The sequence below is a fragment of the Pedobacter sp. AC212 genome, assembly GCF_979258625.1.
This window is the reverse complement of the sequence record NZ_OZ409870.1, coordinates 1154075-1177722: the sequence shown is the minus strand read 5'-3', so window position 1 is coordinate 1177722 and position 23648 is coordinate 1154075. Positions and strand designations below refer to the sequence as shown.

Annotated in this window: 23 protein-coding genes; 11 read left to right on the top strand and 12 right to left on the bottom strand. The window is 37.1% G+C overall.

The window, feature by feature from the left end:
* Positions 1-34 precede the first annotated feature (34 nt).
* The 3 genes from ACZZZC_RS05085 to tilS all read right to left on the bottom strand — a co-directional run bounded on the left by ACZZZC_RS05085 (position 35) and on the right by tilS (position 2449).
* On the bottom strand, positions 35-493 hold the full coding sequence (locus ACZZZC_RS05085; protein ID WP_463486680.1) for a hypothetical protein: 459 nt from the start codon (positions 491-493) through the stop codon (positions 35-37).
* A gap of 135 nt (positions 494-628) precedes the next feature.
* Positions 629-1117, bottom strand: coding sequence for a hypothetical protein (locus ACZZZC_RS05080; protein ID WP_029282618.1), 489 nt, complete (start codon positions 1115-1117; stop codon positions 629-631).
* Positions 1118-2449 carry a tRNA lysidine(34) synthetase TilS gene (tilS, locus tag ACZZZC_RS05075; protein WP_463486679.1) on the bottom strand — a complete coding sequence of 444 codons (1332 nt, stop codon included), beginning with the start codon at positions 2447-2449 and terminating at the stop codon, positions 1118-1120.
* A 65-nt stretch (positions 2450-2514) separates the two neighbouring features.
* Between tilS and ACZZZC_RS05070 the strand changes: the two genes are divergently transcribed.
* A complete protein-coding gene (locus tag ACZZZC_RS05070) occupies positions 2515-4830 on the top strand; it encodes an OstA-like protein (RefSeq protein WP_463486678.1) in 2316 nt (771 codons plus the stop codon).
* Positions 4831-5024: 194 nt separating this feature from the next.
* On the opposite strand, the gene ACZZZC_RS05065 is transcribed toward ACZZZC_RS05070, so the two are convergent.
* A complete protein-coding gene (locus ACZZZC_RS05065) occupies positions 5025-5600 on the bottom strand; it encodes a non-canonical purine NTP diphosphatase (RefSeq protein WP_463486677.1) in 576 nt (191 codons plus the stop codon).
* Between the two features lie 59 nt (positions 5601-5659).
* Positions 5660-6316, bottom strand: coding sequence for a hypothetical protein (locus tag ACZZZC_RS05060; RefSeq protein WP_463486676.1), 657 nt, complete (start codon positions 6314-6316; stop codon positions 5660-5662).
* Between the two features lie 167 nt (positions 6317-6483).
* Between ACZZZC_RS05060 and ACZZZC_RS05055 the strand changes: the two genes are divergently transcribed.
* From ACZZZC_RS05055 to ACZZZC_RS05040, 4 genes are all read left to right on the top strand, one after another.
* Entirely contained in the window at positions 6484-7008 is a 525-nt protein-coding gene (locus tag ACZZZC_RS05055) for a hypothetical protein (RefSeq protein ID WP_463486675.1), read from the top strand.
* Between the two features lie 51 nt (positions 7009-7059).
* Complete coding sequence (locus tag ACZZZC_RS05050; RefSeq protein ID WP_056848484.1) at positions 7060-8427, top strand: peptidylprolyl isomerase; 1368 nt, start codon at positions 7060-7062, stop codon at positions 8425-8427.
* 5 nt (positions 8428-8432) lie between these two features.
* Positions 8433-9395 carry an AAA family ATPase gene (locus tag ACZZZC_RS05045; protein ID WP_463486674.1) on the top strand — a complete coding sequence of 321 codons (963 nt, stop codon included), beginning with the start codon at positions 8433-8435 and terminating at the stop codon, positions 9393-9395.
* A gap of 377 nt (positions 9396-9772) precedes the next feature.
* The gene (locus ACZZZC_RS05040; RefSeq protein ID WP_463485104.1) at positions 9773-9973 is read left to right on the top strand and encodes a hypothetical protein; all 201 of its coding nucleotides are present in this window, start codon (positions 9773-9775) and stop codon (positions 9971-9973) included.
* 107 nt (positions 9974-10080) lie between these two features.
* Here the strand turns inward: ACZZZC_RS05040 and ACZZZC_RS05035 are convergent, their stop codons facing one another.
* The 3 genes from ACZZZC_RS05035 to ACZZZC_RS05025 all read right to left on the bottom strand — a co-directional run bounded on the left by ACZZZC_RS05035 (position 10081) and on the right by ACZZZC_RS05025 (position 13106).
* Positions 10081-10965 carry a glycerophosphodiester phosphodiesterase family protein gene (locus tag ACZZZC_RS05035; protein ID WP_463485103.1) on the bottom strand — a complete coding sequence of 295 codons (885 nt, stop codon included), beginning with the start codon at positions 10963-10965 and terminating at the stop codon, positions 10081-10083.
* Positions 10966-11187: 222 nt separating this feature from the next.
* Complete coding sequence (locus ACZZZC_RS05030; protein WP_463485102.1) at positions 11188-12045, bottom strand: DUF4440 domain-containing protein; 858 nt, start codon at positions 12043-12045, stop codon at positions 11188-11190.
* 80 nt (positions 12046-12125) lie between these two features.
* Positions 12126-13106 (bottom strand): M28 family peptidase, encoded by a 981-nt coding sequence (locus ACZZZC_RS05025; protein ID WP_463485101.1) that lies wholly within the window; start codon positions 13104-13106, stop codon positions 12126-12128.
* A 15-nt stretch (positions 13107-13121) separates the two neighbouring features.
* Here ACZZZC_RS05025 and ACZZZC_RS05020 point away from each other — a divergent pair, with 15 nt between their 5' ends.
* The gene (locus tag ACZZZC_RS05020; protein WP_463485100.1) at positions 13122-13286 is read left to right on the top strand and encodes a hypothetical protein; all 165 of its coding nucleotides are present in this window, start codon (positions 13122-13124) and stop codon (positions 13284-13286) included.
* 21 nt (positions 13287-13307) lie between these two features.
* Here the strand turns inward: ACZZZC_RS05020 and cysS are convergent, their stop codons facing one another.
* Both cysS and msrA read right to left on the bottom strand, forming a co-directional pair.
* A complete protein-coding gene (cysS, locus tag ACZZZC_RS05015) occupies positions 13308-14768 on the bottom strand; it encodes a cysteine--tRNA ligase (protein WP_463485099.1) in 1461 nt (486 codons plus the stop codon).
* A 335-nt stretch (positions 14769-15103) separates the two neighbouring features.
* The gene (gene msrA / locus ACZZZC_RS05010; protein WP_265801735.1) at positions 15104-15703 is read right to left on the bottom strand and encodes a peptide-methionine (S)-S-oxide reductase MsrA; all 600 of its coding nucleotides are present in this window, start codon (positions 15701-15703) and stop codon (positions 15104-15106) included.
* A 246-nt stretch (positions 15704-15949) separates the two neighbouring features.
* Here msrA and ACZZZC_RS05005 point away from each other — a divergent pair, with 246 nt between their 5' ends.
* From ACZZZC_RS05005 to ACZZZC_RS04985, 5 genes are all read left to right on the top strand, one after another.
* Positions 15950-16912: an isopenicillin N synthase family dioxygenase gene (locus tag ACZZZC_RS05005; protein ID WP_463485098.1), complete on the top strand. Its 963-nt coding sequence runs from the start codon at positions 15950-15952 to the stop codon at positions 16910-16912.
* A 99-nt stretch (positions 16913-17011) separates the two neighbouring features.
* Positions 17012-17854, top strand: coding sequence for a DUF6929 family protein (locus ACZZZC_RS05000; protein WP_463486673.1), 843 nt, complete (start codon positions 17012-17014; stop codon positions 17852-17854).
* Between the two features lie 13 nt (positions 17855-17867).
* Positions 17868-18461 (top strand): Crp/Fnr family transcriptional regulator, encoded by a 594-nt coding sequence (locus ACZZZC_RS04995; RefSeq protein ID WP_463485096.1) that lies wholly within the window; start codon positions 17868-17870, stop codon positions 18459-18461.
* A gap of 67 nt (positions 18462-18528) precedes the next feature.
* A complete protein-coding gene (locus ACZZZC_RS04990; protein WP_463485095.1) occupies positions 18529-19248 on the top strand; it encodes a sterol desaturase family protein in 720 nt (239 codons plus the stop codon).
* 91 nt (positions 19249-19339) lie between these two features.
* Positions 19340-19942: a tetratricopeptide repeat protein gene (locus tag ACZZZC_RS04985; RefSeq protein ID WP_463486672.1), complete on the top strand. Its 603-nt coding sequence runs from the start codon at positions 19340-19342 to the stop codon at positions 19940-19942.
* A 109-nt stretch (positions 19943-20051) separates the two neighbouring features.
* On the opposite strand, the gene ACZZZC_RS04980 is transcribed toward ACZZZC_RS04985, so the two are convergent.
* Together ACZZZC_RS04980 and ACZZZC_RS04975 are read right to left on the bottom strand one after the other, a co-directional pair.
* The gene (locus tag ACZZZC_RS04980; protein WP_463485093.1) at positions 20052-21869 is read right to left on the bottom strand and encodes a serine hydrolase domain-containing protein; all 1818 of its coding nucleotides are present in this window, start codon (positions 21867-21869) and stop codon (positions 20052-20054) included.
* Positions 21856-23490 (bottom strand): amidohydrolase, encoded by a 1635-nt coding sequence (locus ACZZZC_RS04975; protein ID WP_463485092.1) that lies wholly within the window; start codon positions 23488-23490, stop codon positions 21856-21858. The genes ACZZZC_RS04980 and ACZZZC_RS04975 overlap by 14 nt, the downstream gene beginning before the upstream one ends.
* Between the last annotated feature and the right edge of the window lie 158 nt (positions 23491-23648).

Below are 23648 nucleotides of genomic sequence, written 5' to 3'. Positions count from 1 at the left end.
TAATTTAAAAAAATCTGCGAATCTGCGGCTAACACTATTTGTAATCAAAAATAATCTGCGGTTTTTTGTACCCTAGTTTGCGTTCCTCGCCTTGTATTTGAGTACGAATGTCTTCTACTTTCGCAATTTGTTTATTGTATCGCTCCAAAGCCTTTTGTGCATCATCAGCATCTCCTTTGGCTTTTTTCGTCAATTTTTCTGCAGCTTTTTGATCGACCATCGTTCCAGATTTGTTGATATTTTCACTATGCTTTTCAGAAGAAGCTTTGGCATTTCCATTTGCTTCTAGAAGCTTCAATCGCAATTTTTCTACATCAGCCTCTTCTTCCGCTTCTTTAATTTTAAGCTCTAAAACTTTCATACTCATTTTCAATACCTCAACTCTGGTATTTAAAACCCCTAATGAATCTTTCGAAACTTTCGCGTTATAAGTTTGCGCCATAGCCGGAATAGATGCAAATCCTAGCAAACCAGCAAATATTAATTTCTTCATAACAATCATTTATCGATTGCATATTTCAATTAAAATGCCTAAAGCGAAAAAATACCTTCAACGTATAGCTGTGGCATTAAATGAATTATAGAGAAGTTTTAGATGCTGATTTTTGAGAAAATTTTTACCCGGAAATTATTTCAGGTTTCTCATTTCCTCTTTAATCACAAGAAAAAGTTCGTTTGGTCTTTGGGTGCCGATGAAATATTCCAGGCCATCCCGATCCGTTAAAACAACGGCATCTTTACCTGAAGAATAAAAGCGAATGGTGCCTTTAGTATGAAGATTATAAACCGGGTTATTAAAAAAATAACGGCTGTAAGTTGCCTTACGAACATCAACAATGCTATTTAAATCAATTTTAACGCGTTTTGTAGTCCAAAGGCCATCTAAGATCATACTGCCATTATCAACTACAATTTTATACTGGATTAAGAAAAGCAGTAACATGGAAACACCGATAATGCCGAAGCCAACCACCAAAAATAAGTCTTGGGTGTTATCGCGATCGCGTTCGTAAACATAAGCTGCAAAACAGAAAGCGGCCATTATTAACCTGATGAAAATGCGAACATAATCGCGACCGATATATTGTTTTTCGATGTAGGCGTATTTGCTTTCCACTTATTTTTTTTTGAGTTCGAATATAACAACTTTTTTTGTTGCTGCGGTTAATTTGTATCGATTATCCTGACGCATACCCACAATCCAAACGATATCGCCATTCCCGTTTACTAAAATCGGTGTGGTGGCTTTTAAATGAATTGGCACCTTTTCATCAATAAAATAATCGCTCACCTTTTTGGGCTGTCGCATACCCAAGGGGATAAACTTATCGCCATTCTGCCAATTTCTTACTATCAGCGGAAAAATTAATTTATCCGCATTAACGAAGGCTTTGTAATGATCGACTTCGAATTTTATTTCAGAAGAAAACGAAAGTGCTATTTCATCCTTTCCAAATAGGATATTTTGTGTTGATGGGTGAATAAACTGATTGAAGATTGAGTCAACATTCTTTTCGGCGATTACCAGATAATCTCTATTGATAATAGCCTGATGAGTTGAGCTGAAAAAATGCGTACCACTCAATGAATTTAAATGACTTAAAATTTCCTGAACAACCGATTCTGTAAATCCATAAGGTTTTAGCAATTCGAATAGCAGCAGCCTTTTTGGATTCAGCTTTACTATTTCATCCATTGCAATGTAAATGCCATCACCTTTTTTATTGAGAATTTTTGTAGCTAATTTTTCCGCCTCTATATTTAGAAATGTCTCTACTTCGGCAAATCGAACGGCATTTTCTATAAAGGTTTTTTCCAAATCTGGATTGATCTCTTTAAGTTTTGGAACTACGCCTAACCTAATTTTATTTCTGGTATAGTGTGTACTTTGATTCGAACTGTCTTCAACGAAATCTAAATGATTTTTGTCGATTATTTCATCAATCTCATTTCGATTTAAAAACAATAATGGCCTGATTAAATGTTGTCGCTTTGGTAAAATGCCGTGTAAGCCACTTATTCCTGTACCACGAGTAAGGTTGATTAACATGGTTTCTACCGTATCGTTTTGATGGTGTGCCGAAGCAACCAAATCGTAACCGTATTTTATCCTAATTTCTTCGAACCACTGGTAACGCAAATCTCGGGCAGCCATCTGGGTAGAAATTTTATTTTCTGCGGCATATTTTTTGGTATCAAAATGCGTTAGGTAAAAAGGAACATCAAGACTTGCAGAAAGCATTTTAACAAAATTTTCATCACGTTGCGCTTCATCACCTCTTAAGTTAAAATTACAATGCGCCACACCTATATTAACGCCTATTGCCTTAAACAAATGCAACATTAAAACCGAATCTTTCCCGCCGCTTATGGCTAAAAGAATCTTATTATCCCTGGCAAACAGCTCATGCTGATTAATAAAATCCTGAAATTGTTTTAAGGGTAACATCCACCAAAAATATTTAATTTTAACTGGTATTCCGAACGTTCGGAACAAAAAACTAACTTTGTAAAGTGCAAAAACTATTTGTCTTTTTATTTTTAATATTCTTTCCGGTATATCTTTTTAGCCAACAAAAGGCAACAAAGATCAAAATTGTTTCGTTTGCGAAAATAAGTGGCGATACAAAAAATAAGATCAGCTACTTACGCTTTCCCGTTTTCCAGCAAGATAACGCAACACTAACCTGCGATAGTGCTGTATTTTACAGTGAGCGAAACTATTTCGAGGCCTTTAAAAATGTTCACATTAATCAATTAACAACTGATATCTACTCTGATCAATTGGAATATGATGGAAATAAAAAGCAGGCACACTTAACCGGAAATGTGAGAATGGTCGATCCGACATCGGTTTTAACAACAAATGTTTTGGATTATAATACCTTGAGCAAAATCGGGACCTACACCAGTGGAGGAAAAATAGTAAATCAAGATGTAACGCTTACCAGTAAGAATGGTTACTATTTTAGCACCTCTAGCGATGCTTACTTTCGCTACAATGTAGTTGTAGTTACGCCTCAAGTAACCATCAAATCGGATACATTGCGTTACAATACCCAAACCAAATGGACATATTTTTACGGTCCTACCAACATTAAAGGAAAAGACGATAACCTTTACACAGAAAATGGCGCCTATAATACGGCGACAGAAGATGCCTATTTTGGGAAGAAAAATTTATATACGCAAGGTACAAGATCTTTAAAGGGGGATAGTCTTTATTATTTTGGAAAAATAGGTTATGGCAAAGCGGTTAAAAACATTGTTTTTTCAGATACGAAGGACAAAATGAAAATGTTTGGCGATTTAGGTTATTACTACAAAGCCGATCAACGGACACTCGTAACCCGAAATGCTTATTTAGGTATTGGTACTGAAGATTCGGTTTTGGTGAAAGGAAAAAAACGCCCGGATAGTTTATGGATGGGTGCGGATACCCTGGAAACCCAAATGGTATTACAAAAAACCTTAAAGTTGATTCCAAAAATTTCTATCAAAGCAGATAACGAAGTTGGAGAAGACGATGAAGAAGATGGCGGAACTAAAGAAAAGAAAGAAAACCCAAATCAGCAAACACCAACAAGAGGCGCTGATAAAGTAGTTGGAGAAAAGGTTAAAAACGATAAAAAAGCCAAAAACAAATCGAAGAATGAGGCTAGTCCAAATGATGAAAAGAGTTTATCCGTTAGTAAATCTACAGACAGTTTAAATATAGATTCTTTAAGTAAAATTCCACCTAAAATAAAGGGGGATAGTACAATAAATCTGCTTAAGGCGAAAGCAGATTCTATTGTTAAAAATCAGCCGAAATTAAAGCAGGATAGCTTAACCAAAAAACTTACTGCAAAGGCTGGCGAGATAAAAAATATTAATCCATTAAAAGTGGATAGTTTATTGAAGCCTGCGTTGAAAGTAGTAACCAAAGATGGCTTAAATAAAACCTTAGCCGGTTTAAAAGGTGCCCTAAAAAACGATACCGCAAAATTCAATCCGGCAGATACCGTTCAGGCCAGGATAATTAAGGCTTATCACGGCGTGAAAATTTTCAAAACAAATATTCAGGCTAAAACCGATAGTTTATTTTACACCAGCGCCGACTCTACCCTTCGTTGTTTTCTAAATCCGATTATTTGGTCAGAAGGATCACAGCAAATTGCAGATACGATTTATGTTCAGTTCAAAAACAAGAAGTTAAACAACCTGCAAGCCATTAAAAATGCTTTCTTAGTAAACACACCAAAAGATTCTTTGCGTTTTAACCAGATAAAAGGCAGATTAATGACTGGCTTTTTTAAAAATGGCAAGCTCAAAACTATGTACGTTGATGGTAATGCTGAAAGTATTTACTACACGCAGGATGATAGCACAAAGGTTTACAAGGAAATGAATCAGACTTTGAGCAGTAGGATTAAATTTATTTTCCAGGATAATGAAAATGATATTGAAGACATTGTTTACATTAAAGGTGTTGAAGGTGCGCTAAACCCAGAAAATAAGGTTGCTAAAGATAACGTGTTAAAAGGCTTTTCATGGAAACCTAAAGAAAGACCAAAAGCTAAGAAAGATGCCGTTGGCTCTTCGGGCAAAACGAAATCAAAAAGTAAAACACCTCCCGCTAAAACTAATTTGGCAAGCAAGGGTACCGTTCCAGCTCAAAAAAATGTTAACAAGATTCCTACTAAAACGGTAACACTACCCAATGGAAAAGTAAACTTTAATTTGAACAAAAATGTGCCTTTGGCTAACCCTTTAGATACAGTTAATTTTGGGATTAAACCTATTTTGCCAAAAGTAGATACATTAAAGAAAGCGATAAAGAAGTTGTAAATTACTGCAAACGGAGTTTTACAAGCACCTGTAACGTCCTTGCGAAAACATTCTCCGATTCTTCATCGGTAATGTTTGTGGCAATCTCTAACATAGCGTAACCTTCCAATCGTCATTTTAGTTCTATTTCTTTGTTGTTAGTTACCTCAATGAGATTGCCACGCCCGATGAAAAATCGGGACTCGCAATGACGTTTAGCCGGCTTTCAAAAACTCAATCATCTTTTTTAGCGCAATGGCTCTATGGCTAATCTTGTTTTTTTCAGCCATATCCATTTCTGCAAAAGTAGCATCATAACCATCAGGTTGAAAGATTGGGTCGTAACCAAATCCTTTTGATCCAGTTAAGTGTTGAGTTATCGTACCTTCAATCGTTCCTTCGAAAATATGATTAACACCATTCAGCATTAAAGAAATAACAGTTTTAAACCGTGCTTTACGATTGTGTTGCCCTTCCAGTTTTTGCAAAACCAGCTGCATATTTTCTAAGCTATCTCTATTCCCACCGTATCTTGCAGAAAAAACGCCAGGCTCATTATTTAAGGCTTCTACCTCTAAACCACTGTCATCAGCAAAGCAATCTAAATTAAAATTCGCTACAACATATTTACTCTTTAAAGTGGCATTCCCTTCAAATGTGTTAGCAGTTTCGGGTATATCTACATTACAGCCAATATCATTCAGATTTAAAACCTCATATTCTCCAACCAATGCCAGGCGGATTTCTTCTGTTTTATGTTGATTATTGGTGGCAAAAACAAGTTTATTCATGCTGTTAGATGGAAAATAGTAAATAGGTAATGGGATAAACAGATTCTGATATTTAAAATCTATAACTTAATTTTTTGCAAATTTCCCCAAAGTAATTTCTTAGCGGTTAAATCGCTATCCAATTGATGAAGGTTGGGTGCAAAGATGATTTTTGTACTTTCATGCTCAATAATTTCATTCTGCCAAACCACATTCAGTTTCAGATCAGAAATTTCTACCCCAAACGAAAGCATAATTGCCGGCTTAAAAAACTCATGGAAATCAACATAGTCGGTTCCCATATATTGTGTATAATTCACTACCGCAAAGTCGGGCGTACTCAAATCTACTGCCTTAACAATCTTGCGCAGCAATTCCCTTCCTTCAGGAGTGCTTACATCATTCAGTTTATCATTCACTAAAATCAAAACCGACTTTTTATTTCCGCCCAAAAATTTAAAGGTTTTTGGTAATTTTGGTTCAGCTAAAACACGGGGAATTTCTACTTGAGGGGTGTAGCTTTTAGCAGATCCTTCATTTGTTTCTACTGAAAATGACTCACTTTTAGGTTGTAAAACTTTTTCTTCAATTAAATCAGTCTCAGATACAATCGGGTTACTAACAGGCTTTTCGTTATCAACAAGTGCGATTTGAACAGACTCATCCTTCACTAAAAAAATATCTTCAGTAAAAAATAAGCGTAAAGCATTCTCATTGTTGGTAAGCTGGTTTTCCATTTGTATTTTTGTAGGATAATAATTTCTGTTAAAATTAGTTAAATATCTTATAATAGCGCCGCTAATTGTTACTTTTATCCCTTAAAATTTATAGAGTGCTCTGCTTAAAAAAGGCTTGTTGCTTATTTATTTTTAGTATTATTTTCGGTTATTCGTTTGCACAAAACGTGGCTGCAATCAATGGTAAATCAATAAGTAGCAAAGAGTTTTTATGGGCTTATAAAAAGAGTCATAATGGTATTTCGAATACGGATTATGCTAGTTTGGAAAACTATTTGACCTTGTATATAAATTTTAAATTGAAAGTCCTGGATGCCAGAGAAATGGGTTTAGATAAGAATTCCATTTATCAGGAAGAGATTAAAACTTACGAAACTGCACTAGTAGCACATAAAAAGACTGATGCAAGACATAAGGATCAGGATTTTTTGCTCAATGAATATAAAGAAGGCGTTTTGATGTTCAACATCTCCGAAAAAAAGATTTGGAACAAAGCGCAAGACGATGAGCAAGCATTACAGGAATTTTATAATAAAAACCAACAGAATTACAATAAGCCATTGAGTGATGTGAGAGGCCAGGTAATAGCCGATTACCAGCAAAGCCTGGAGGAAAACTGGCTGAAAGGGCTTAGACAAAAACACCAGATTAAGATTAATGAGCAAGAGTTAAGAAAACTCGCAAAACAGTAACTCTATTTTGGTAAAAGATTAGTATTAAATTTGCAAAATATAACACAAAGAATGAAGAAGTTTTTTTTAGTAGCAACAGCATTAATTTGCACATTGTTAAACAGTTATGCCCAACCAGGAAAACATAACATCGATAAAGTTGCTGCTGTGGTAGGTAATAATATTATTTTACTATCAGATTTGAATCAGGAGTATACACAGTACCTATACCAGGGAAACCCTCCAAACGAGAGCATAAAGTGTAAAATTTTACAAAACACCCTGACCCAAAAACTGCTGAAACAACAGGCAGAAATCGATTCGGTTATGGTAGAAGATGGCCAGGTAGACGATGAGGTTGATAAACGTATGCGTTCGATGATGCAACGTGCCGGTGGGCAGGAGCGTTTAGAGCAATTCTTAAATAAATCGGTTTTGCAATATAAGGATGAGATGAGACCAACGATTAAAGATGGTTTAATCGCTCAGAAAATGCAAGGTAAAATCACCGAAAATATTAATGTTACGCCAATGGAGGTTGAAAAATACTTCAAATCGTTGGGTGATAGCATTCCAGAATTTAACACAGAAGTTGAAGTTGGAGAGATCATTCTGGATCCAAAATTATCAAGAGCTGAAAAGCAAAGATTTAGGGATAAAATTGAAGCGTTACGTTTAAGAATTAAAGGTGGCGACGATTTTGGAGTTCTGGCTAAAACATATTCTGAAGATCCGGGATCATCTGCAGATGGTGGAGATTTAGGTTTCTTTGATAGAAGTATGATGGCAAAGGAATTTACAGCCTGGGCTTTTAAACTTAAAGCAGGAGAAATTTCTCCGGTATTTGAAACTGAATTTGGTTTCCACATCCTTCAGGTAATTGAACGTCGTGGTGAGCAGGTTCACGCCCGTCACATCTTAGTGAGACCCGCAACAACACCAGAAAGCTTAACCCGCTTAAAGCTTCATGCCGATAGTGTTTACAACAAAATCATCGCTAACAAACTATCATTCGCAGCTGCGGCAAACTTATATTCAGACAATAAAGAATCGAAATATAATGGCGGTATGATGCTAAACGCAGAAAATGTTCAAGCCAGAACTACTTTTATCCCTATCGATAAATTAGATCCATCCGTATTTTTGGTAATCGATACTATGAAAATTGGCGGCATTTCTAAGCCTGATTTATATACTGCAGCTGATGGCAAACAAGGCTATCGCTTACTTTATTTAAAATCTAAAATTCCGCCTCACAAAGCGAACATGGCACAAGATTTTCCAAAAATTAGAGACGCCGCTCAAAGTGATAAAATAAATCGTACTTTAAGCGAATGGTTTGAAAAACGTCGTGAAAGTACTTACATTAAAATCGACGACGAGTTTAATACCTGCGATGAACTAAAAATTTGGACTAAGACCACTACAGCCGCAAAATAACACGAATGCAGTACAAAAACGAAGTAGAAGCCGTTGACGCACTTCATCACACTTTCAACAAAATTAAAACCGAAATTAGTAAGGTTGTTGTTGGACAAGATGATATCATTAAATCAGTTTTAATCGCCATTTTTAGTAACGGACATTGTTTGTTGGTTGGCGTACCCGGATTGGCTAAAACTTTACTCGTTCAAACTATTGCCTCGGTTTTAGATCTGGATTTTAATAGAATTCAATTTACCCCCGACTTAATGCCAAGCGATATCATTGGCGCAGAGATATTAGGAGAAGACAGGCACTTTAAATTTATTAAAGGTCCTGTTTTTTCGAATATTATTTTAGCTGATGAGATTAACCGTACTCCGCCAAAAACGCAGGCCGCTTTACTAGAGGCCATGCAGGAAAAATCGGTTACAGCAGCTGGCTTAACCCATACCTTACCAAAGCCGTTCTTTGTGTTGGCTACGCAAAACCCAATTGAACAAGAAGGGACTTATCCCCTACCCGAAGCGCAACTTGATCGTTTCATGTTCAATATTCAATTAAATTATCCGGCATTTGCCGATGAGCTGAATATTGTTAAAAATACTACAAGCAATAAAACCATAGCGCTCGAGAAAATTATTCAAGCTGATGATATTCTGTTTTTCCAAAAGCTGATTCGCGATATTCCAGTAACGGATAATGTTTTGGAATATGCGGTAAAGCTGGCTTCTAAAACCCGACCAAATAGTGAGTTTGCAACAGAAGCGGTAAACAAATATATTAGCTGGGGTGCCGGGCCAAGAGCATCACAATTTTTGGTTTTAGGTGCAAAATGCCATGCGGCTATTTCAGGAAAATATGCTCCAGACATTGAAGATGTTCAAGCGGTAGCAGAACCTATTTTACGCCACCGTATTGTTAGAAATTACCGTGCTGAAGCAGAAGGATTATCAATAGAAAAGATCATAAAAGATCTGTTATAGAAGTTCAATCCAATTTAGAAGAGGTTGTCTTATAAATCAATTTATCTTTGAATCTTGTCACGTTGAGCTTTTCTAAACTCCCCAAAAGGCATATTTCGCAAGTCCTTCGACAGGCTCAGGATGACATTTCTTATTTGTCATAAAGCCTCTTTTGTAACACCTATGTAATCGGCTTTCTGAAATAAGATAGAAGAGCAGGTTGTATCATTTTAATCAATGATCGAATACGCCTGTTGCCATTTTAAATGTGAAAGATAGATTGGAAAAGCAATCAAATAATTTAACCTACAGCAGATGGTTACTTTATAATTTAGGATAATTGTTCTTATCTTTATGCCAATTAAAAAGCAAAATTTTTCAAATCAAAAATATTTAACATGTCAGCTCACGATTCACACGCACCAGTTCATCAAACAAAAGGCATTTGGGCATTGCCATTAACAGCTTGGATTATTGTTTTAATCCTTCTTGTAGCCTTTACCAGACCAATTTTCGTTGACGCACCAGAAGGATCTGGTCACCATGAAACAGAGAAACCGCATTCAAAAGCAGAAGAGGCTGAATCATCACATCACTAGGATTAAGGTGAAGGTCAAAAATTAAAAGTTTATACCGACTAGTTCAGATAGCGATAGAAAAAAGCGTCCCGAGGTTAAAATCGAGACGCTTTTTTTGTAGTTCAAATTTATTTCAGCTGCCCCATTAAGTTCGGGAAATCGGTAATTACACCATCAACGCCCAGACTCATAAAATATTTAATTTCCTTTAAACTATTCACCGTCCACGGAATAATTTTGATGCCCATGGCATGGCAGCGATCTACCAATCCTTTACCTACTAAAACCGAATATGGACTGTAAATGGTAGGCTTGAAACCTAATTTTTCAATATAATCTTCGAAGGGTTCTTTTTCATCAATCAAAAGCGAAGTTTGTATTTTAGGATATTTCTCATGCAAATACTGGAGCGTTCGCATATCAAAAGATTGAATAATTACCCGTTTCGAAATCTTTTTTGCGTTGACCACTTCCATAATCAATTCTACAAACTCAGCAGGCTCAGGATGAAAATCGTTATCTCCATTTTTAATTGTTTTCGTTTCAATACTATAAACAGGCTTTTTTAACCTTTTTTCTTTCACATAAGTTTCTACCGCGTCAATCGTCTCACGAAGCAAAGGCTTATAGGCTTTAAACTTCACCTGACCGGGAAAACGAGCATGAACTTTACTTCCAACATCAAACGTCTTCACCTCCTCGTAATCCATTTTGTAAATGTTGTATTTCTTTTGGTCTTTCAAAGAAATCGGTTTACCATTCGGCATTAAAGAAATTTCATTGTTAAAATAGGGCTCTTGAGATAGCACAACTTTTTTATCTTTCGAAATAACGGCATCCATCTCGATGGTCGTTACCCCTAAATCGAGGGCTTTAAGCATACCTTCAACTGTATTTTCGGGCATTATTCCACGTGCCCCAGCTTTACCCTGTAAATCAAATTTTTGCTTTTGAGCCGAAACCTGTAAAAATGTAAGCGAGAGCAGAAGTATGATCTGTAATCTTTTATTCATGAACTTAAAACGTAAAATGATTTGTTATTATATTTTCTGGAGCGCATAAACAGTACTATTTTTAATGTTGTTCCCGCTTTTCGCTTTACTCTCCCTAGAAAACCGCGATTCGTGCCCGCGTCAATCGGGGCTAAAAGGAAACGAAAGTGCAAAGAACAGCTCTATAGCACATAAAAAAAGGGCTATCTTTTTAGGAGAGCCCTTGTAATTCACGTTGTAAATTTATCTTTCTGCAGGTACAAAAGCCTGAACAATTAAGTTCCAACTGGCATCTGCAGCTTTTTCATAAACAAAAACGTAGTTAAAACTTTCGCGTAAATCGGCTTTATAATCTATTGTGGCCACGCCATAAGTATAAGCCAAATCACTTCCAATTGCCTTATCAACACCAGTTGTTTTTAAGTTAATTTTACTAATCATTCCGTTATAAAAAGAAATGATTTTGCCTTTTCCGTTAATGGCTTCGTTACCTGGAAATAACAGACGGGCATCTTCTGTTAAAAAGCCACCAAAAGCGGCAATACCATGTGTTTTCAAAAGCGTGTTCAAAGTTTTTTCAGTTGTAGAAATGATATCCTTTCCAGCCTTTAATTGTTTCTCATTCAAGAATTTTGGGGCAACATGGTCTTTTGGTTCAATAAATTTCGGAGCAGATTTATCTAAAGGTTTATTGCTCGATGTGCCTAAATCAATGGCTAATTTCCACTTGCCATTCTCCGATTTCCAAATGGATAGATACTGACCATATTTTTTCTCCGAACCACTCACCGCGTAAGGGCCGGTAGTGAAACCTAAATCGCCACTACGGGAAACCTTTGCTAAATTTGGTTCCCAGGTAACGGTATTTTCATCTGTTTTCTTTGCATTGTAAAACGTTCTAACATTTACCGGATTCGGCCTGAAAACCAACGCACTTGCTAGTGAATACTCCAGATAAGCATCTTTATCTCCATTTTTTGCAATAGATTTTGCGAAATCTTTTTCTGCACTTACCAATGACTTCGTGGTTCCATCATTTTTTTGTGCCCATGCACCAATTGCCAAAAGTGATAATATTGCAGTTGAAAATAATTGTTTCATTATAAATTTTAGATATATGTTTGGCGAATATAGAATTTTTTAGATACCGTCTTTTCAAAAGTAATTAACAATTACACATTTTATTTTTCACGATAAATCGTTTCCAGAACAGTCTGCCCGGTTGCTTTAAGGGTATTTTTGTCAATATTTGCGAGGTTATCCAGTTGGGTATGCCAATTGATATAGAAACCACTGTTATCGTTATAGTGAATAATATCAATGGATGGCACTCCAGCTTTGTTCATCCAGAAATGATCATCAACAATTTTCCCGCTCGGAATGCGGGCAAAGTACGATGAATAACCAATTTCGTTACCAATATCCCAAACCCTGTTCACTACGTCAGGCGCTGCCTGCCTCGAAATTTCATCTTGCGTAAACTGGGCATTCCCACCACCAACCATGTCGAGATTAATCCCGTAACCAGCTTTATAGCCTGCAGCAATCGCATTTTTTGCCCAAAATTGTGAGCCTAAACACCAGGTTACCTCGTCGGGCGTTTCATCATTTGCTTTACCATAGTCTTCCAAATCCCACAATACAAAATCAATACCTACGTTTGGCGATTTTTTCTGAATTTGCCTTGCAATTTCAAGGATCACACCAACACCACTGCCCCCATCATTTGCCGCATCGAAAGGCTTATTGTGGTTTGCAGGATTCGAATCCTGATCAGAAAACGGACGGGCATCCCAATGGGCCGTAATTAAAACCCTTGTTTTATTTTCAGGATTAAAACTGGCCAAAATGTTTTTCAGTTGGAAGGTCTTGCCATCGTAAGTTTGCGTTTTCTCTCCTTGAATTTTGACCTCAGCACCAAATGACTTCAATTTATTAACCAAATATTCTGCACATTTTTGGTGCGCCAAAGTACCAGGAATTCTTGGTCCAAAATCAACCTGTGCTTTCACATAAGCATAAGCACTATCTGCATTAAATTCTGGCGAAACTAAAGTTATAGCTGCATTTGTCTCGGTATCGCTAGCCTTATCTGATTTATTTTTACAGGCCTGAAAGCTCAGTAAAGCAATTAGAGGCCAAAATAAAAGTTTTTTATTCATTGTTAATGTTAAATTATGAAGGAGATTGCCACGAATATTACCGATGAAAAATTGGAGAATATTCTCGCAAGGACGGAAGAGCGGGGTATCAAAAAAATCAAGTCCATCAATAAGTTCGTCATTGCGAGTCCGGATTTTTCATCTGGACGTGGCAATCTCATTGATGCTTCTAATTATTAAACCACAGGATCCTCACTAAACCTAAACCTTACTCCAGGTCGTTCCTTCTTTGCTATCCTTTAGTTGAATCCCCAACTCCTGTAATCTAATTCTAATTTTATCTGAGGTAGCATAATCTTTATTGGCTTTCGCTTCAGTACGAAGATCGATCACCATTTCCAAAACACCATTTAAATCGTTGCTGCCAGCATCTTCGTCTTTCAAACCTAAAATATCGAAAACAAAATCGTTCACTAATGCTTTCAGCTGCTCAAGAGATTCAGCTGAAATCTTCGCCTTTCCATCGTAAACTGTATTAATAATTCTTACCGCCTCAAACAGCTCTGCAATTAAAATCGGACTATTAAAATCATCATTCATTGCGGCAATGCACTTCTCTTTAAGGGCAACAATATCGAAATCATTTTGATCAGAAACGGCTAATTTGTCCAGCAAACTCACTGCAGCCATCAACCTGCGGAAACCTTTTTCAGAAGCATCAAGCGCATCATTAGAAAAATCTAAAGTACTGCGATAATGTGCCTGAAGCATGAAAAACTTAACCGTCATCGGGCTATAACCTTTTCGCAAAAGCGGATGGGCACCGGTAAATAATTCCAGCGGCAGAAAACCATTGCCAGCCGATTTAGACATTCGCGTTCCATTTACGGTAAGCATATTGGTGTGCATCCAATAACGGGCAGGTTGTTTGTGACTGCAAGCTTCAGATTGTGCAATTTCATTGGTGTGGTGCGTAGCGGCTAAATCCATCCCTCCACCGTGAATATCAAATTCATCGCCCAGGTATTTTGCGCTCATGGCAGAACATTCGATATGCCAACCCGGAAAACCTAATCCCCAGGGCGATTGCCACTGCATTAAAGTTTCAGGCTTCGCTTTAATCCATAAGGCAAAATCCAAACGCCCACGTTTCTCATCTTGTCCGCCTAACTCTCGGGTATTATTCAACATATCCTCTAAATTGCGATTGGTGAGGATAGTATAATTATATTCTTTACTGTATTTTTCTACATCAAAATAAACATTTCCGCCCACCTCATAACCATAGCCATTGGCAATAATTACTTTTATCATCTCAATTTGTTCGATAATGTGGCCAGTGGCTGTTGGTTCGATGCTCGGTGGCAAGGTATTAAACATCCGTAACACATCATGAAAACCCAGAGTGTACTTTTGTACAATTTCCATAGGCTCTAACTGTTCCAGCTTCGCACGTTTTGCAAACTTATCATCACCTTCATCCCTATCTCCCTCCAAGTGTCCTGCATCGGTTATATTACGCACATAACGAACTTTAAAACCTAAATATTTCAGGTATCTGAAAATCAAATCGAAAGAAATAAATGTACGGCAATTGCCCAAATGCACATCGCTATATACGGTAGGTCCGCAAACATACATGCCCACATGAGCAGCGTTTAACGGTTGAAAAAGTTCTTTTTTACGCGAAAGGGTATTGTAAAGCTGTAAGCCAGTATTCATACTGCAAATGTAATATTTACCAGCGTAAAGTTTTAAGAATGCTTCATTGTTTAACTGACCGATGAGATAATTGACAATTCTTAAATCAAAAGAAGCATTTTTTAGAAAGGTACTGTAGTGCTATTCGGGTAATGCAGTCCGCCTTTTCCTGCCCGACCGGCAGGCGGGAGCTAATTCCCCGATGAAAAAAGAATCGGGGGATACCGCTTCAATGCGGTTTAGAAACTATGTTTTGAGCCATTACTCATTCTACTAAGTACAACTGCTGTGGCTATATCAATTTTTTTAGTCAATCGTCATTCCCTTGAAGTCAGGAATGACGATCGTTCTAATGATTAATTCTTCAACTTATCTTTAAATATTTTCTCCAGTTTTTGCATTTTTGGCAAAATTACCGCTCTGCAATATGGCTCACTGCCATTTTTCAGGTAATAGTTTTGATGATAATTTTCGGCTACATAAAAAGGTTTCGCAGCCTCGATAGCAGTGACCACAGGTTTGCCAAAAGCGTTTTTCTTGTTCAATTCTGCTTTATACTTAGAAGCTAAATCTTTTTGTTCAGCGTTATGATAAAAAACTACCGATCGATACTGTGTACCCGAATCTGCACCCTGGCGGTTTAGTGTAGTGGGATCATGGCTTTTCCAAAAAACTTCCAACAACTCATCGTAAGTAATCACCATTGGGTTATAAGTAATCTCTAAAACCTCTGCGTGTCCTGTTGCACCTGTACAAACTTCTTCATAAGTTGGGTTTGCTAAGCGCCCTCCTTCATATCCAGATTTTACAGCGGTAACACCTTTAAGCCTTTGAAATATGGCCTCTGTACACCAAAAACAACCCATTCCAAATGTGGCCTTCTCAGTTTTTTTCCCCTGCGCCTGAACTTGGTTCAATGCCAGGATTGATAATAAAATTAAAATTATTTTTTTCATTTTGTGTGTTAGTTATTGAAGCAGCTTTCATTTGCATTCGTTAATAATATTACGAAAATAAAGTGCAACTAGTTTGTGTGGACACAATAATGGATTTTGAATGACAATCGCAACAAATTGTTAACTCATCTGTTAATGTTAATAACTTAAATTACTGGTAATTAAATTTTTATAGCTACAATTTTAGCCACGATCGCACTTATTAACAATTCTTTTTTAAATTCGTATCACATTAAAAATAAATTTATGTCTACACCGTATATTCCTTGTTTGGATTTAGGTTCTTATATCAACGGAACTGAAGAAGAACGTAAAAAATTCTCTGATGAGTTGGGCAGAGCCTTCAACGATTCGGGGTTTGTAACCATCACCAATCATGGTTTAAGTCAGGAATTGATTGATAAGCTTTATGACAATATTAAAGCTGCATTTTCACTTCCTGTAGAAACCAAAAGGAAATACGAGAAGCCAGAATTGGCCGGACAACGCGGTTACACCAGTGCCGGTAAAGAAACAGCAAAGGGTGCTAAAACACCAGATTTGAAAGAGTTTTGGCAAATTGGACAGGAAGTTACCGATGGCGACCCAGTGAAAGAGGAATATCCGGACAACGAAGTGTTAGAAGAGCTTCCAGAATTTAACAAAGTAACTGGCGATATCTACAAAAAACTCCAGGAAAATGGCACACACTTATTACGTGCCATTGCTACTTACCTGGAATTGCCAGTTGATTATTTTGACAAACATGTGCATAACGGAAATTCGATTTTAAGAGGCATTCACTACTTTCCTATTGAAAACCCGGAATTAATTCCTGATGATGCCGTTCGTGCCGGCGCACATGAAGACATCAATTTAATCACCCTTTTAATTGGAGCCAGCGCAGACGGCTTGGAGGTTTTAACCCGCAGCAATGAATGGTTGCCAATTAAAGCACACCACACCGATATCGTTGTAAATGTAGGCGACATGCTGCAACGTTTAACCAATAACAAATTAAAATCAACCACACATAGAGTGGTAAATCCACCTCGCGAATTGATGAAAACTTCTCGTTTCTCAGTTCCATTTTTCTTACATCCACGCAGTGATATGGATTTGACAAGTCTGCCTTCAACGATTGATGCCGAACATCCGAAGGCTTATAGCGACATGACAGCTGGCGAATATCTTGATGAAAGACTTAGAGAAATTGGGCTGAAGAAATAAAGCCTCACCTAAATCCTCCCCCAAGGGAAGGACCGCGACAGGCTCAAATTTGAATAAAAGCACCGATTAATTCGGTGCTTTTTTTGTTACTTTAAAATTATGTATTCAATCAATTTAGAAATTTTTAAGGAAATACAAGGAATTGGTTCTGCTTCGGGCATTATTTCTAAGCTGGATTTGCTTTACATTATTGGTGATAACAGCGGTTACCTGAATGAGTCCAATATCAAAAGTGAAAAACTACGAAAAATTCAAATCTTACCTGGTAGTGAACTAAAAGGCTTAGAAAACATTCCTAAACCACAAAAGCCAGATTTCGAAGTGCTTTGTCAAAATGCCAATCAGTTTTATATTTTAGGATCAGGGTCTACCTCAAAAAGAAATTTGATGGTAGAATTTGACACTAAATCACAACGAATCCTAACAAAAGACTTGACAAGTATCTATCAAAAAATGAAGGTCATTGCAAAAATTAACGATGAAAATTTCAACATCGAAGGAGCAATTTTTAACGGTCGGTTCTGGTTGCTTTTTAACAGGGGAAATGGCAACGATGGCAAAAACGGAATATTCCGCATCCTTGAAAAAGATTTAGCAAAGGCTGAAAAAATAGCTTTTACCAGTTTGAAGCTCGCTAACATTAACCATGTAGAATCTTCGTTTACCGACGCAGTACTTGTTAATAACGATGTCTATTTCATCTCTACGGCCGAAGATACCAAATCAACTTATACCGATGGAGATATCCTGGGCAGTTTTATCGGCAGTATAAATCCAGAAAGTTTGAAACTCAACTTTTCCTACAGGATCCCTGGCTTACATAAGTTTGAAGGGATTTCATTATTCAGGAAAACGGCAAGTACACTTGAATTTTTACTCTGTGAAGATAGAGATACGGATGAACTGAAAACCACCGTTTATAAATTGCGATTATCCGTATAATTGATAAATTTTTATGGCTAATCAGTTATTTCTAAGAGATTATCAAAATCTCTTCAACCTTTTTGATAATATTTATCCACTAAAGGATGAAATAAAATCGGCCATCATTGCCAACAGTGAGGTTATTGAAGTTGCAAAAAAAACAAAACTTTTAAGTGTTGACGAGCGCAGCAACACCATTTACTTTATTGTAAAAGGAGCCGCTAGAATATTCTATCTCGATAAAGAAGGTAAAGAAACAAATACCTGGTTTTTATTCGAAAATCAACTTCTCATTTCTGTCTACAGCTTTTATACAGGCAATCCGAGTTTTGAATACATTGAAACTTTAGAACACTGCAAACTAATTGCTGTAAAAAGAGAAAAACTGGATGAACTATACTTAAACTTTATGGAATTTAACTTTTCAGGCAGAAAGTTAACCGAATTTTACCACATGCGGAACGAGATACAAGCAAACGAACTGCGTATGTTGAGCGCAAAAGAACGGTATCAAAATTTACTGGAAAGAAATCCTCAACTCTTTCAAAGGGTATCTTTAGGACACATTGCTTCATATTTGGGGATCTCTCAAGAAACCTTAAGTAGAATTAGAAAGCAAAAATAATTTTTTGACTTTTGTCAAAAGCCAGCAGACTAACACACCATAGATTTGAGCAATAAATTTTAAATCTATGTTAATCATCATTTTTATCGTATTTGGTTTTTGCTTTTTACTCGAAAGGATTAAACCTGGCTGGAAATTGCCAAACGTTTCCACATGGACCATCAGGGTTTTAGGAGTTAACTTCATTCAGTTAAGTATAGTTGTCTTAGCTGGATTTACCTGGGAAAAATGGCTCTCATCTATCTCCGTTTTTCAACTCTCTCATTTTGTTCCCAATTGGCTCGGCGGTATTATTGCCTATTTTATTGCCACATTTATTTTTTATTGGTGGCATCGCTGGAGGCATACTGTTGATTTTTTATGGCTGGGTTTTCACCAAATTCACCACAGTCCGCAACGCCTAGAAGTGATTACCTCATTCTACAAACATCCCTTAGAAATGACAGTAAATTCGATTATTGGAAGTCTTTTGGTTTACACATTATTAGGGCTCAATCCTGAAGCCGGAGCCATCTATACTTTATGCACAGCACTTGGAGAATTTTTTTATCATACAAACGTGAAAACACCACAATGGATTGGGTACATTTTTCAGCGACCAGAAATGCACCGAATTCATCATCAATATGAAAAACATAGCAATAATTATGGCGACATTGTATGGTGGGATATGCTATTTGGCACCTATGAAAATCCAAAGGAATTTAAAAGCACCTGCGGATTTGATGATGAAAAGGAGCAAAGACTATTGGAGATGATCAAATTTAAAGATGTGCATGAACATTAAGTCATTTTCGATTGTTTTATCGGCTGGTGTCTACACCAGCCGAATTTAAATTCTAGTAGCATAATGCTTATCTTCATCAAAATTTTAATCTATGAAAAAACGCTTCTTGACACTTTTATTTCTGTTATCCGCTACGCAGTTCGCCTTCTCACAAACTCAAGATATTAAAGACCTCTACTGGGACTTTTTGCAAATCAGATTGGAGGTAAGTGAAAAAAGCAAAGCCATTAATTTAGCAGAAGCATTAATTAAAAGATCATCCGAATTAAACCAAAAACAATTGGGTAGTGTAACCTATCACCTGGCAAGGCTTTATGAAGAAACCGATCAAATGAATCTTGCGATTCCATATTATGAAAGAAGTATCAAAATAACGCCTGGATATTACGTGCCTTATCTTGCTTTAGGAAATCATTATTTTAAGGACTGCCAGGCGATGATTAAAAAGATGAATGCCGCAGTTGATTCAAAAAGCGTTGTCATTTATGGCAAATTGGTAGAAGATTATAAAAAACTATCGACAAAAACCGCTGCATATTTAGAAAAATCTTACGCCTGCGACCCGGATGATTCGACTAAAGGTATCATCACTTATCTGTATCAAACATCTAAAAACAATGAAGCGCTTAAAACATTTGATACACGAATAAAGAAACTTTCTGATAATTGCATCACCTTATTGGATGATGAATAATTGAAATATTCGTCAGTGCGGGGTACGAAGCAATCTATTAAGCTTCAATCGCTTTGTACCTTGCAATGACGTGATTCTAAACTTAGCAATAACGAATATTAACCCTATTCTATTTCTTCGATTCGTCAATCGCTTTGTTAATTACATCTTGAATCCGTCCTCTGATTCTTAAGTTCCCAAGCTTATCGCTCACGCTTGGATTAACCCTATTGGAAAGGAAAACATATACCAAACCTCTTGATGGATCTACCCAAACACAAGTGCCTGTGTACCCGGTATGCCCATAAGTTTGCGGTGAAGCCAGATTGGATGGGTAGTGTTTTGTACTATCCGGGTCCCAACGATCGAAACCTAAACCACGGCGGCTCACATTTGATTGTTTTGATGTAAACATATCAACCGTTTCTGGTTTAAAATATTGCGTACCACCATAAGTTCCACGGTTTAGCAACATTTGGTAAATAATGGCCAAATCATTGGCACTGGAGAATAAGCCCGCATGACCAGAAACACCGCCAGCCAAGGCCGCACCCTGATCGTGAACATAACCTACTAAAAGCGTTTTTCTAAAATAGGTATCCTGCTCCGTAGGGATAATTTGATCTCTACCGAAACGATTTCTAGGTAAAAATCCGGCCGTCTGCATCCCCAAAGGTTTGTAGAAGTTTTCGTATGTATATTGGTTTAACGGTTCCTCACTAATATGCTCTACAATATCTTTCATAACGTACATACTAATGTCGCTGTAAACATATTGCCCTCTGGTTTTAATAGGCGAATTGAGCATTTTTGGCCACATGAAATCCTTAAAAAAGTCTTTTTTGATATAATAACCATCGGCAACCTTTGTTGGGAAAGCAGCAGAAGAATCTACGCTGTAATCGCCTGTTTTTACGTAATTGTGGAATGGAATATAGGGAATAAAACCAGCCTGGTGCAGCATCACCTCTCGAACTTGAATGTTGTTCATAGGTGTGGTTCGGGCTTTCGGAATATAGGCGCCGATATTAGTATCCAATTTCAACTTCCCCTCCTCGAACAAACGCATTACCGAAGGTGTGGTGGCTGTAACTTTCGTTACCGAAGCCAAATCGAAAATATCGGTAACCTTATCAGGAAGATTAGTATCATAAGTGTGTGTTCCGTAAGCCTTATTAAAAATCACTTTCCCATCCTTCGCCACCAAAACCACCAAACCTGGGGCTGCCTTTTCTCTAATGGTTTCCTCGGCAATCGCATCAATTTCTTTTAGGTTATTAGAGTTTACACCAGCATCTTCTGGCACAGTATATTTCAACCGGGTTTTGTCAGTTGTAAAGCCAGAGCCTATGGTATATTTTGCAGAATAGGCTTTAGTTAATTTATTTACCGCTGCAATGCCACCAAAAATATATTGCGGAACAATGGCCGCCGCGTCTGCAGTATTTTCTCCCGTCCAAATAATGGGCGACTGGAGTAAATCAAACGATTTTAATGCTGTTCCATTTCCAAAAAGGGAAATGATCACCTTTTTTGTTTTGCTTAAACTGTTAATAAAATTGATGTATTTGGCATTGTTGGTTTGCTGATCATCAATGGCAATCAGCACAACGTTGAAATACTTAAGGTCGTCTTCCAGATCATTCAAGTTTACGCTATCCTTATATTTATCTGCAGAAAACGATGTAATTTTATCATATTTGTTAGCTAAACTATCAAAAACTAAGCTGTAAGAAAACCCCAGACTTACTGAGGCAATGTTTATTTTATCGAGAGATTTTAAGGGTATAACAGCATCTTTATTGTTCAGCAAAATGGTTGAACTGGTAATGTTATTGGCAACAGAAAGCTTTTTTTCGTTTGTAGCATGGTCTTGGGCACAAGCCATTAAACATAAAACATTAAAGAAACTCGCTACGGCCAGAATGACTAATCTATTTCGCTTCATATACTTTTTCTCCGTTCAAATAGGTTTTTAAAACTTTGGTTTTTAATATGTTTTGTGGGGTTGATGTTAAAATATCATGATCAAGAATAACAAAATCGGCAAACTTACCTTTTTCTAAACTGCCTTTTTCCTTTTCTTCAAAATTCGCTTTTGCGGCCCAAATGGTCATTCCACGTAAAGCTTCTTCTGGTGTAAGCGCATTTTCCATTTGAAAACCGCCTTTCGGAAAACCCTTTCCATCTTCTCTTACTGTTGCAGCATAAAACGTTAATAATGGATTAATGTTTTCCACCGGAAAATCAGTTCCCAGGGGTATCCAGCCATTTTGTTTAAGGAGTTGTTTATAGGCATAAGCATCTTTAACCCGCTCTGGCCCCAATCTTTCTCCAGCCCAATACATATCCGAAGTAGCGTGTGTTGGCTGAACGGAAGGAATAATATTCGCTTTTCCAAAAAGAGCGAAATCATTTGAGTTTACCACCTGAGCATGCTCAATTCTCCAGCGTTTATCGTTTTTGCCTTTGAGCACTTTATTATAAATGTTGAGCATTAACCGGTTGGCAGAATCGCCAATGGCATGGGTGCACATTTGAAAATTATGCGCTGCAATTTTTGCAGCTACCTCCTCAAAATGCTTCTGATTGCTCAACAAGAAACCGCTTTTCGCTGGCATATCGTTGTAAGGATGCAATAAACATGCTCCTCTTGATCCCAAAGCGCCATCAGCATAAACTTTAAATGAGCGAACATTTAGTCGATCGGTTTTTATCGCTCCGCGTTTAAACAGGTAATCATAATTTTGTTCAGCATCGGATAACATGACATATAAACGCATTTTCAACTTTCCGTTCTTTTGCATTTTTTCGATAAAATCTACCGCTTGGAAGGGTAAGCCACAATCATCGATCGTTGTTAAGCCAGCGGCAAAACAATTTGTTTGCGCATCGGTTAAAATTTTAGTTGCCAGTTTTTCATCTGGGGAAGGAATTTTGCTATCTACAAGGCCAACCGCATTATCAATTAAAACTCCCGTCAATTTCCCGTTTGCGGTAAGCATATCACCACCCACTAATTTCTGCTCGCCTTTTATCCCAGCTTCATCGAAGGCTTTTTGATTAACCACAGCAGCATGTCCATCTACGCGATTTAACAATACTGGCCGGTTTGGAAACAATTCCGTTAATTTTTCATTGGTGGGGAAAGCTTTATGTTCCCAATCATTTTGATCCCAGCCATTGCCAATTAACCAACCATCCGGATGGGTTTTAGCGAACGCTTTCAATCTCTCCAAAATCTCGTCCCAGGATTTGGTATCCCTTAAATCTGCTGTTTGCAGGCTTTGTCCGTATCCAAAAAAATGTGCATGTGCATCAATAAAACCTGGGTAAACAGATTTTCCATCGGCATCAACTTCTTCTTTAGCCTCGTATTTTGACTGAATATCTTTTGAAGAACCTAAACTTAGAATTTTTCCATCTTTAACGGCAAAAGCTTCAACTTTTTCGAATTGATCATTAACAGTATAAATAGTGGCATTATAAATGATCAGGTCAGCTTGTTCTTTTTTCCCGCAGGAAGAAAAAAACAACGCCAAAGAAAGGACGCAGAGAAATGATTTCATGTTGTTAAAGATAGAAAATTGAAATGAATTGGCTTTGTAAAATGCCGATTACGAAATTGGTTAGCTCTTAAATTCGGCTGGCGATCATTAATATTTTCTTATCAAGATTAAAAGGAGATGCACAATTGATAGGTGATGTTCAAGTCAAAAGACTTAGG

Excerpts from the sequence above, each read along its gene's own strand:
- ACZZZC_RS05045 (WP_463486674.1), top strand. The coding sequence starts at position 8,433 with ATGCAGTACAAAAACGAAGTAGAAGCCGTTGACGCACTTCATCACACT.
- ACZZZC_RS04975 (WP_463485092.1), bottom strand. The coding sequence starts at position 23,490 with ATGAAATCATTTCTCTGCGTCCTTTCTTTGGCGTTGTTTTTTTCTTCC.
- ACZZZC_RS05005 (WP_463485098.1), top strand. The coding sequence starts at position 15,950 with ATGTCTACACCGTATATTCCTTGTTTGGATTTAGGTTCTTATATCAAC.
- ACZZZC_RS05030 (WP_463485102.1), bottom strand. The coding sequence starts at position 12,045 with ATGAAACAATTATTTTCAACTGCAATATTATCACTTTTGGCAATTGGT.
- ACZZZC_RS04995 (WP_463485096.1), top strand. The coding sequence starts at position 17,868 with ATGGCTAATCAGTTATTTCTAAGAGATTATCAAAATCTCTTCAACCTT.
- ACZZZC_RS05085 (WP_463486680.1), bottom strand. The coding sequence starts at position 493 with ATGAAGAAATTAATATTTGCTGGTTTGCTAGGATTTGCATCTATTCCG.
- ACZZZC_RS05050 (WP_056848484.1), top strand. The coding sequence starts at position 7,060 with ATGAAGAAGTTTTTTTTAGTAGCAACAGCATTAATTTGCACATTGTTA.
- ACZZZC_RS05025 (WP_463485101.1), bottom strand. The coding sequence starts at position 13,106 with ATGAATAAAAAACTTTTATTTTGGCCTCTAATTGCTTTACTGAGCTTT.
- ACZZZC_RS05000 (WP_463486673.1), top strand. The coding sequence starts at position 17,012 with ATGTATTCAATCAATTTAGAAATTTTTAAGGAAATACAAGGAATTGGT.
- ACZZZC_RS05040 (WP_463485104.1), top strand. The coding sequence starts at position 9,773 with ATGTCAGCTCACGATTCACACGCACCAGTTCATCAAACAAAAGGCATT.
- ACZZZC_RS04985 (WP_463486672.1), top strand. The coding sequence starts at position 19,340 with ATGAAAAAACGCTTCTTGACACTTTTATTTCTGTTATCCGCTACGCAG.
- ACZZZC_RS05020 (WP_463485100.1), top strand. The coding sequence starts at position 13,122 with ATGAAGGAGATTGCCACGAATATTACCGATGAAAAATTGGAGAATATT.
- ACZZZC_RS05060 (WP_463486676.1), bottom strand. The coding sequence starts at position 6,316 with ATGGAAAACCAGCTTACCAACAATGAGAATGCTTTACGCTTATTTTTT.
- tilS (WP_463486679.1), bottom strand. The coding sequence starts at position 2,449 with ATGTTACCCTTAAAACAATTTCAGGATTTTATTAATCAGCATGAGCTG.
- ACZZZC_RS04980 (WP_463485093.1), bottom strand. The coding sequence starts at position 21,869 with ATGAAGCGAAATAGATTAGTCATTCTGGCCGTAGCGAGTTTCTTTAAT.
- msrA (WP_265801735.1), bottom strand. The coding sequence starts at position 15,703 with ATGAAAAAAATAATTTTAATTTTATTATCAATCCTGGCATTGAACCAA.
- ACZZZC_RS05035 (WP_463485103.1), bottom strand. The coding sequence starts at position 10,965 with ATGAATAAAAGATTACAGATCATACTTCTGCTCTCGCTTACATTTTTA.
- ACZZZC_RS04990 (WP_463485095.1), top strand. The coding sequence starts at position 18,529 with ATGTTAATCATCATTTTTATCGTATTTGGTTTTTGCTTTTTACTCGAA.
- ACZZZC_RS05065 (WP_463486677.1), bottom strand. The coding sequence starts at position 5,600 with ATGAATAAACTTGTTTTTGCCACCAATAATCAACATAAAACAGAAGAA.
- cysS (WP_463485099.1), bottom strand. The coding sequence starts at position 14,768 with ATGAATACTGGCTTACAGCTTTACAATACCCTTTCGCGTAAAAAAGAA.